General features: G+C 52.1%; 8 protein-coding genes and 1 riboswitch. Of the genes, 2 read left to right on the top strand and 6 right to left on the bottom strand.

Annotated elements, in window-relative coordinates; translation table 11 throughout:
- Nucleotides 1-117: 117 nt before the first annotated feature.
- Together murI and btuB are read right to left on the bottom strand one after the other, a co-directional pair.
- Entirely contained in the window at nt 118-999 is an 882-nt protein-coding gene (gene murI / locus J8X26_RS14225; protein ID WP_152325054.1) for a glutamate racemase, read from the bottom strand.
- Complete coding sequence (gene btuB, locus J8X26_RS14220) at nt 944-2,806, bottom strand: TonB-dependent vitamin B12 receptor BtuB (protein ID WP_152325053.1); 1,863 nt, start codon at nt 2,804-2,806, stop codon at nt 944-946. The genes murI and btuB overlap by 56 nt, the downstream gene beginning before the upstream one ends.
- 70 nt (nt 2,807-2,876) lie before the next feature.
- Nucleotides 2,877-3,145, bottom strand: a riboswitch (cobalamin riboswitch).
- Nucleotides 3,146-3,286: 141 nt separating this feature from the next.
- Here btuB and trmA point away from each other — a divergent pair.
- The gene (trmA, locus tag J8X26_RS14215; protein ID WP_208951177.1) at nt 3,287-4,387 is read left to right on the top strand and encodes a tRNA (uridine(54)-C5)-methyltransferase TrmA; all 1,101 of its coding nucleotides are present in this window, start codon (nt 3,287-3,289) and stop codon (nt 4,385-4,387) included.
- Nucleotides 4,388-4,458: 71 nt separating this feature from the next.
- Here trmA and J8X26_RS14210 read toward each other — a convergent pair whose 3' ends face one another.
- Complete coding sequence (locus tag J8X26_RS14210; RefSeq protein WP_152325051.1) at nt 4,459-5,598, bottom strand: glycoside hydrolase family 105 protein; 1,140 nt, start codon at nt 5,596-5,598, stop codon at nt 4,459-4,461.
- 29 nt (nt 5,599-5,627) lie between these two features.
- A complete protein-coding gene (locus J8X26_RS14205; RefSeq protein ID WP_152325050.1) occupies nt 5,628-7,214 on the bottom strand; it encodes an MFS transporter in 1,587 nt (528 codons plus the stop codon).
- A gap of 95 nt (nt 7,215-7,309) precedes the next feature.
- Here J8X26_RS14205 and J8X26_RS14200 point away from each other — a divergent pair, with 95 nt between their 5' ends.
- Nucleotides 7,310-7,504 carry a hypothetical protein gene (locus J8X26_RS14200; protein WP_208951176.1) on the top strand — a complete coding sequence of 65 codons (195 nt, stop codon included), beginning with the start codon at nt 7,310-7,312 and terminating at the stop codon, nt 7,502-7,504.
- A gap of 21 nt (nt 7,505-7,525) precedes the next feature.
- On the opposite strand, the gene J8X26_RS14195 is transcribed toward J8X26_RS14200, so the two are convergent.
- A complete protein-coding gene (locus tag J8X26_RS14195) occupies nt 7,526-7,885 on the bottom strand; it encodes a YijD family membrane protein (protein ID WP_165062046.1) in 360 nt (119 codons plus the stop codon).
- Nucleotides 7,860-8,540, bottom strand: coding sequence for an HTH-type transcriptional repressor FabR (gene fabR / locus J8X26_RS14190; RefSeq protein WP_152325047.1), 681 nt, complete (start codon nt 8,538-8,540; stop codon nt 7,860-7,862). Before fabR ends, J8X26_RS14195 begins: the two co-directional genes overlap by 26 nt.
- Between the last annotated feature and the right edge of the window lie 41 nt (nt 8,541-8,581).

The following is an 8,581-nucleotide window of genomic DNA, read 5'->3' as shown; positions in this document are numbered from 1 at the left end:
CGACTTGTCAGTCGTTGTTCCCGGTCAGTGGAGGCGCATTATAGGGAGTTCTCAGAAGGCCGCAACCCCTAAAATACAAATAATTTACTGACCGCTGAATCTTTCATCAAATGACGTTTAAAGCGGCAATTCCTGGATACTTCTGAAGCCATATGACTGCAAAACAGGCAGCAGACTTTGCGCTTCGGCCGTCATCGCCATGCAATACGCCACACTTTCTATTTCAACTTCCGGATTTATTTTTGGAATCGGCACGTGAGATGTCTCAATTAACCAATGTGCGCGGCGTGCAATCGCAGAACCGGAGTCGATCATACGCGTACCGTCGGGTAAAACCTGTGACAACTCTTCCGAAAGGAGCGGGAAGTGTGTGCAACCTAATACCACTGTGTCCGGGGGTTCGCGCAAACGCAGCCACGGATGCAAGATTTTCTTCAGCGCAGCCAGTGAAACTTCTTCGCCATGCAGCTTCGCTTCCGCCAGTTCGACCAGCTCGGCTGAACCCAACATCAAAATCTGACAATCCGTCGCGAACCGTGCGACCAGATCATGCGTATAAGGACGCTGAACCGTCGCACGCGTTGCCAGCAACCCGACAACTCCGTTGCGCGTTAATTTCGCCGCAGGTTTGATGGCCGGGACAACGCCGACGACCGGACAACTGAATTTGGCGCGCAATGCAGGAAGGGAAACGGTGCTCGCCGTGTTACAGGCTATGACAATAATAGAGAGGGGATGGCGTCTCGAGACGGCACTGACGATCTCGACGACGCGCTCAACGATAAATTCTTCTGACTTTTCACCGTAAGGGAAAGCCACATTATCGAAGGCGTATATATAGTGCAGATCCGGCAACATCTGCCGGACCTCATCATACACCGACAACCCGCCGACGCCGGAATCGAAAACCAGCACCGTCGGACGGTCAGGAACTTGCGTTATGTCAGAAGGTATAGCTTCCAGAGAGGTAGTACTCACGTCCTGGTGTGGCATAGCCATAAGCCGTCTCGTAATCTTTATCAAACAAGTTGGCAATTCTACCACGAACTGTCAGGTGTGAGGTCACAGGATATGAGGCCGCAAGATCCCACAAACTTACACCGCCCAGTTTAACGGTCTGATAAGGATAAGTACCGTAATCGGTGTCGTAACGCTGTCCCAGATACTGATAATTAATCGACCAGTCGATGTCAGCGATGTTCCAGTCAATCTGGTATTTCGCCTGCTGTTTGGCGCGGCGGGTCAGGATCTCGTTGGTGGTCGCGTCACGCGGATCAAGATATTCCAGCGTAATCTGGTGTTGTAGCGGACCGGTATCGAATGAACCCGTCCATTCGACGCCTTTAATCGTCGCTTTCCCGATGTTGTAATAATTACTGGTGGAATCGTTGTAAGCGATCATCTGATCGATATCGTTACGATAGACGTTCAGACGCCAGCTAAGAGGCCCCGTCAGACCTTCCAGCCCGCCTTCCCATTGCTTACTTTCTTCTGGCTTGAGATCAGGATTACCATAGTAATCGCTGTAAAGCTGGCTCAGGTTCGGCGATTTGTACGCCGTGCCGTAAGAAGCAATCAGACGATAACCATCGACGAACTCCCAGGCAGCGCTGCTTTGCCAAGTGGTATGCTGACCGAACTGAGAGTTATCGTCGCTACGCACCGCGCCTTCCAGCGTGAAATCGCTGATTTTTTGCTGGGTGGTCAGATACACACCGGTGTTGTGCTGGTCATAGCCATCTGCCAGATAGCTGGTACCCGGTTCGGTCGTCAGTTTCTGCCAGTCCAGACCCGCACTGACTTCCCCTTTCCCTATCTGGAACGTATTACCCCATTGCAGGTTGTACTGATCGGAATCGTCCAGAGAAGCGGAAGCGTCATACGGGCCGTATTTAGGATCGTAGTTATAGTCTTTGACGTGGCTGTAGCTGCCAATTAACTGTGTGGCGTAAATGCCATTCTGATAACGCAGACCGGTGTCGTATGTCCGGCTGTAAAGCTGACGGGTATCAATCAGCGCGCTGCCCGGCGAATAATACGCATCATAAGCCGTGCGGTTGTCATATCCGTACGCACGTGCAAAGCCGCTGATCTCTTCATTGAACTGATGCTGCAGCGCCAGATACAGTGTCTTGCTCATGAAGCCGTCACGGTCGGGCTGAGGAACACCGCCGTTATTGCCATCCGCGACCACATCGATTCCACGGGTGTAGGTGTAATCCCCTGCCGCCGTCAGCGTAGTGTTCTCACCTAATTTCTGCTGCGTTGAGCCATTGTAGTTCTGATAACCGTGCGAGCCGACACCCGCCCCGAGCGTTGTACCATCTTTGTCGCGCGTCGTAATAATGTTGATGACGCCGCCAATGGCATCGGAACCATAAACCGCCGAACGCGGGCCGCGAATAAATTCAATGCGCTGAACTAATGAAAGAGGAATTTGACTGATATCGACGGAGCCGGAAATACCCGCCTGATTAAGACGAATACCGTCCATCAGTACCAAAGTATGGCTGGAGCTGGTGCCGCGAACATACACAGAGGTCAGCTGACCCATTCCGCCGCTCTGGCTGATGTCCACACCCGGTAAACGGCGCAGCACATCGGCCACGGATTTCGACTGCCACCGGTCGATATCTTCGCGCGTGACGATATCCGTTGGCGCTAATACAGAAGAAACGGGCTGTGGAAAACGGTTAGCGGTCACCACCATATTATCGCTGCTGTTTGTGGAAGTACTGTCTTGCGCCCACCCTGAAAAAGCCGTGACGGATAATGCCGTCAGCAGCACATGCTTTTTAATTGTCATGAATCGAGCATCCAAACTTAATTGGCGGATGCCGCAGAGGATCACCGGCGATAATTCGCGACGACGATGATTAATGCGACGTAACATCGGCAGGTCTTCGGACTTAGGATTTGCAGGCTCATTAATTACGTCGTAATTATTTGAGATAACCCGCACCGGGCGATGACTTCCCATCCCCTCTTTCTTCTTTCCTGTATAAGGAAAGAGAAGCAGGAAACAGTGTCTGCATAATAAAGAATGCTATCGCCGTGATTTCCCCATACCGCTGCGCGCCAGTTCCGGATTCACACCGGATTCCCTTTTAACTCAGTCAATGAGGCCGAAACGCAATCGTACGATCAACCTATTTGGAAATCCAGACATCCGTAATAGCAAGTAAGCTTTCACGATATAAATGTAACAATGGTGGACTTAACGGAGACATTCCCTACAATCCCCCGCTAAGTTTGTCCATTCATTCCCTGCTAGACGAGATAACCGATGACGCCTGAAAACCTGCCCATTGAAAAGTACGACGACCAGCTGGCGGAAAAGACCGCACGTCTCACGGCGATGATGTCGCCATTTAATGCGCCGCAGCCTGACGTTTTCCGTTCTCCCGTCAGCCATTATCGGATGCGCGCGGAATTTCGCGTCTGGCACGATGAGGGCGACCTTTACCACATCATGTTTGATCAGCAGACTAAAGCCCGCGTGCGCGTGGATCAGTTCCCGACCGCCAGCGAACTGATTAACCGCCTGATGCCGGTGCTTATCTCAGCCATCAAACAAGATCCGGCGTTGCGCCGTAAGATCTTCCAGCTCGACTATCTCTCGACCCGCAGCGGCAAAATCATCGCCTCACTGCTTTACCATCGTAAGCTTGATGATGAATGGCAGCAGGCCGCCACAATTCTGCGCGACCAGTTGCGTGCTGACGGTTTTGATATCCAGCTGATTGGCCGCGCTGCGAAAACCAAAATCATGCTCGACCAGGATTATGTCGATGAGGTTCTGCCGGTGGCGGGCCGCGATATGATTTACCGTCAGGTGGAAAACAGCTTCACCCAGCCAAACGCTGAAATGAATATTCAGATGCTGGAGTGGGCACTCAAGGCTACGGAAAATTCTACCGGCGATTTGCTGGAGCTTTACTGCGGGAATGGCAACTTCTCGCTGGCTCTGGCACGTAATTTCCGTCGTGTGCTGGCCACGGAAATCGCCAAACCTTCCGTCGCCGCCGCGCAATACAACATTGCCGCGAACCATATCGATAACGTGCAGATTATCCGCATGGCGGCTGAAGATTTTACCCAGGCGCTCAATGGCGTGCGGGAATTCCGCCGCCTGCAGGATGTCGATTTAAGCGGATATGAGTGCAACACAATTTTTGTCGATCCGCCGCGCAGCGGGCTGGATGACGAAACCGTGAAAATGGTGGCTGGCTACGACCGTATTCTTTATATCTCCTGCAATCCGGAAACGCTGTGCGCGAATCTGGAAACACTGAGTAAGACCCACCGCGTCACGCGCCTGGCATTGTTCGATCAGTTCCCGTACACGCACCATATGGAATCTGGCGTGCTGCTGGAAAAAATCTGACGGCGAATGAAAAAACAAAAAACGGGCACTCAGAAGGTGCCCGTTTTTATTTCTGGCCGTTATCCACCCTATTACAAATAAACCCGCAGATATTCTGACAGACAAAGAATAGCCATCGCCTGCCCGTAAGGCATCGACGTCAGCGCGATTTCGCGATAGAAATCGAGATCATTACCCATCGCCGTGCCGAATGACGTTTGCGTCAGCTCGCCTGCCGGATTGATGTGTTTGATCACGCCCTGAATGGCTTTCTCCGCCACCGGCGCATACGACGCATCGATATAACGTTTACGCACTGCTTTCAGAATGCCGTAAGCAAATCCGGCTGTCGCTGAGCTTTCCAGGTAAGAGTGTGGATCGTCGAGCAGCGTATGCCACAAACCGCTGTCATCCTGACATTTCGCCAGCGCGCTGACCTGGCTTTCCAGCACCTGTAACAGATAGCGGCGGGTGGCGTTGTTCTCTGGCAAATCCACCAGTTCGAGGAACTCGGGAATAGCAATCGTCAGCCAGCTGTTACCGCGTGCCCAGCGGGCCTGAGCAAAATTATGATGACCGTCGAACGTCCAGCCGTGGAACCACAGGCCGGTTTCGCGATCCATCAGGTACTGAACGTGAACCAGAAACTGGTAAGTTGCTTCTTCCACAAACTCAGGCCGATCCAGCAATTTGCCGATTTTCGCCAGCGGCAGCACACTCATCATTAGCGTGTCATCCCACATCTGCTGATGATTTTCGTTGTTATAAACGATGTGCTGCATCGCACCTTTATCAGTGCGCGGCATTTCATACATTACCCATTCCGCCCAGCGTTCCAGATAGGGCCGCCATGCCGCATTACCGGTTTCTTCATAACGGTAAGCCAGCGTCAGGAACGGGCTCATGGTATTCACGTTTTTCGTCGGCGTGCCTTCCGCCAGACGCGCGCTAAACCAGTCGTCGATCACCGCCCGCATTTTCTCGTCGCCGGTCTGCTGATAATACTGATAAATACCGTAAAGCCCGATGCCGTGCGTCCATTCCCAACCCGCCCAGCCTTTGGTGTCAATGACGCGGCCATCGTCGAGCCGCAACAGGAACTCACCGGTTTTATCTTCGATATTCACCAGATTGTCCGTCACATTGTGGATCAGCGCTTTCAGTTCATTGCGCGAAATGAAATGTTCTGGCTGGCGTAAAAGCGCACTGTGTTTCACTTCAAAAACTTTCATGGTGTTCTCCTGATAAATATTCACCAAATTTACAAACGTCCCTGTGCCGGAATTTCGGCGGCATTTTCACGGGTCAGCTTTTCAGGTGGCGGATTGTGGCGATGCAAATAACCAATATTGTTGTTGCCCCACAGCGATTCGTATTTCATCCCTGTCAGCATTTCGACGATCGCCCGATCTTCCGGCGTAATTTGCTCCGGCACGATGCGGTTCGCGTCACGCATTTTCTGCGTTTCGCGGGTCAGCACGCCGTGCGTTTTCTGATTAAGGCGGAAGAACAGTGAAATGATGAAGCCCATGCTGAGCATCAGCAGTGAGCCGATCACCAGAACGCCGAGAATGGTGTGGCCGACAGCCGGAACCTGCTGGCTCTGCCCGGAAACAAATCCGGCGAGTTGCAGGATAATCCCCACCAGCATCACGGCACCGGCCTGCGAGGCTTTTCGTGTCAGCGTCATCACACCGGCGAAAATCCCCTCGCGGCGCTGGCCGGTAATCGTTTCATCGACATCGGCGATATAGGTGTAGATATTCCACGGCACGTAGTTGATCCCGCCGCGCCCGAGCCCTGCCAGCGCAGAAATCAGCAGCAGTAACGACATTGAATCGTTCATTCCGGTGTAATAGAGCACGCCGTAAGAAATCGCCGCCAGCCCGAATAACGTTACGGCCAGACGATAGGACGGTGCTGGTCCGAAGCGGATGCACAGCGGGATCATCCCGATAACCGCCACAAATTGCAGAATCGCCATCATGCCCATGAGGTTGGAAGCAATCGCCGCACTTTGCATCAGCACAAACACCACGTAGTACGTGAAGACAGCGTTAAACACGTCCTGCGCAATATACCCGCCGAGATACAAACCCAGATGCTGACGGAAAATTTTGATACGCAGCGTCGAGGACAGTTCCACTTTCAGGCGTTTCAGGCTTTGCACCAGCGTCAGCTGCTGGCGTTCGCGCTCAATTTTCTTCGTGGCTTCGGATTTGAGTTCTTCCGGCCGTTCCCAGGTAAAGAAGTACACCAGCGTCAGTACGAAGGCGCAGATCACCGCAAAGACCAGACTCGAATAGAAGAAGGAAATGGCATTATCTTTGCCAAAATGCTGCAACAGAATTCCCGGCAGGAAAGCGGCGAGAATGGCAGAAAGCTGCGCCAGCGCGATACGGGCTCCAGAGAATTTGGTTTTCTGTTTGAAATCGTCGGTCATTTCCGGCACCAGCGTCTCATACGGCACCAGAATCATGGTGTAGACGATATCGAACAGCAGATAGGTCAGCAGGTAATAGACATATCCCATGTCGCCCACCCACATGAAGCTGTAGCTGAACACGCAGGGAATACCAAGCAGAATAAAGAACTTACGGCGACCGAATCGTTTGCCGAGCCAGGTATTACCAAAGTTATCCGTGAGATACCCCATTAACGGGCTTAACACCGCATCGGCGACGCGCGCGGTCGCAAAGATGAAGGTCGCTTCGATGGGCGAAAGGCCGCAGAACGTGGTGTAGAAATAAAGCAGCCACGCCGCGGTCAGGGCTGTGGTGCCTGCCCCCAGAAAATCGCCAGAACCGTAGGCGATGTAATTAAAGAATCCTATCTTACGTGTTTTCATTGCCGTCTGGCCTCTGTTAAATCACCTGTAGGCGTAGGCTGAATGCGAACGAAAATACTTCGTCCGGCCATGATTCAAATTAGCGAGGAGCCCGGATGAAAACCTTTTGGTTTTTGCCACTCAGACAGACTTTATGGCAAAGAAATAAAGAAGTGGACGATCAATATCTAAATATTGAACATAGGTTTGATATTTATGAAATGACAGTTCATAAAAAGACAGTCGGAGAAGATTACAAAAGGTCGCGGTCAGGCGTAAGGCATAAAAAAGGCAACCTGAAAGTTGCCTGATTTTTCATAGGAATGAGGAAGTTACTGCGTCGTCGATTTACGCTTTTTCAGCTTCAATCCTATCCAGAACAAAAGCACGACACTGATCAGCAATGGCAGAGAATTCGACCCTAATTCAGGATATTCCACGCGGACAAACGTACTGTAAAGTAGCAATCCGAGAAGGAAAGAGGCCGCAGCCAGCACCGGTAAACCGGTGGGCATTTCGCCTTTGTGATAACGAACATGAAGGCAATACACCGACAACACCAGGGCGATTATCGGGAATATCGAAAACGCGACGACGGAGCTGAATAACGCATCGAAAGTGCCATTAATCGACAGTCCGGCAATCAAAGCCAAAACCAGAGTGCCATTATCCTGGTTCGCTTGTTCGGTCATCTTCTTTACCTCTGGTCTTATTGTGAATAGGAGTCACCGCCGTTCTTTCCTGCTGCCGGCGATACCAGTAATACGCACCTTTAGAAATCATGCGCAGTTGCAACACCAGACGCTCTTCCAGCTGGCGGCGCTGTGCGATATCCACGTCCAGCGCTTCCGCACCGGCGTTGAAAACAATGATCACCATCGCTTCGGCCTGCGCTTCGGTAAAACTGCGCGGCATGTGGTTTTCGAGTTGCAGATAGTCGGCAAGTTCCGCAATAAAATGCTGAATTTCACGGGCGACAGCCGCACGAAAAGCGGAAGACGTACCGGAACGTTCGCGCAACAGCAGACGAAAGGCGTTGGGGTTATTTCCGATGAACTCCATGAAAGTCGAAACCGACGTGCGGATCACGCTGCCGCCTTTGGCAATACGCTGGCGCGCCTGGCGCATCAGCTGGCGCAGCATCAAACCGCTTTCATCAACCATCGTCAGACCCAGTTCATCCACGTCACGGAAATGCCGGTAAAAGGACGTCGGCGCAATACCCGCTTCACGGGACACTTCACGCAAACTCAGACTGGCAAAGCTGCGCTCGGCACTCAGCTGGCTAAAAGCCGCTTCAATCAGTGAGCGACGCGTGCGCTCTTTTTGTTGTGCTCTTACGCCCATAACATTCATCCGGATAATGTTCTTCTTTTTGATTATTCGCC

It is taken from the genome of Rahnella sp. ChDrAdgB13 (genome assembly GCF_017655185.1).
In the GTDB taxonomy this organism is placed as follows: domain Bacteria; phylum Pseudomonadota; class Gammaproteobacteria; order Enterobacterales; family Enterobacteriaceae; genus Rahnella; species Rahnella contaminans.
Note: the sequence above shows the minus strand (reverse complement) of the source record. Positions and strands in the feature narration are given on the sequence as shown.

Bases quoted from the DNA above. Each gene is read 5' to 3' on its own strand.
- J8X26_RS14205 (WP_152325050.1), bottom strand. From the start codon at position 7,214: ATGAAAACACGTAAGATAGGATTCTTTAATTACATCGCCTACGGTTCT.
- J8X26_RS14210 (WP_152325051.1), bottom strand. From the start codon at position 5,598: ATGAAAGTTTTTGAAGTGAAACACAGTGCGCTTTTACGCCAGCCAGAA.
- fabR (WP_152325047.1), bottom strand. From the start codon at position 8,540: ATGGGCGTAAGAGCACAACAAAAAGAGCGCACGCGTCGCTCACTGATT.
- trmA (WP_208951177.1), top strand. From the start codon at position 3,287: ATGACGCCTGAAAACCTGCCCATTGAAAAGTACGACGACCAGCTGGCG.
- J8X26_RS14200 (WP_208951176.1), top strand. From the start codon at position 7,310: ATGAAAACCTTTTGGTTTTTGCCACTCAGACAGACTTTATGGCAAAGA.
- btuB (WP_152325053.1), bottom strand. From the start codon at position 2,806: ATGACAATTAAAAAGCATGTGCTGCTGACGGCATTATCCGTCACGGCT.
- J8X26_RS14195 (WP_165062046.1), bottom strand. From the start codon at position 7,885: ATGACCGAACAAGCGAACCAGGATAATGGCACTCTGGTTTTGGCTTTG.
- murI (WP_152325054.1), bottom strand. From the start codon at position 999: ATGGCTATGCCACACCAGGACGTGAGTACTACCTCTCTGGAAGCTATA.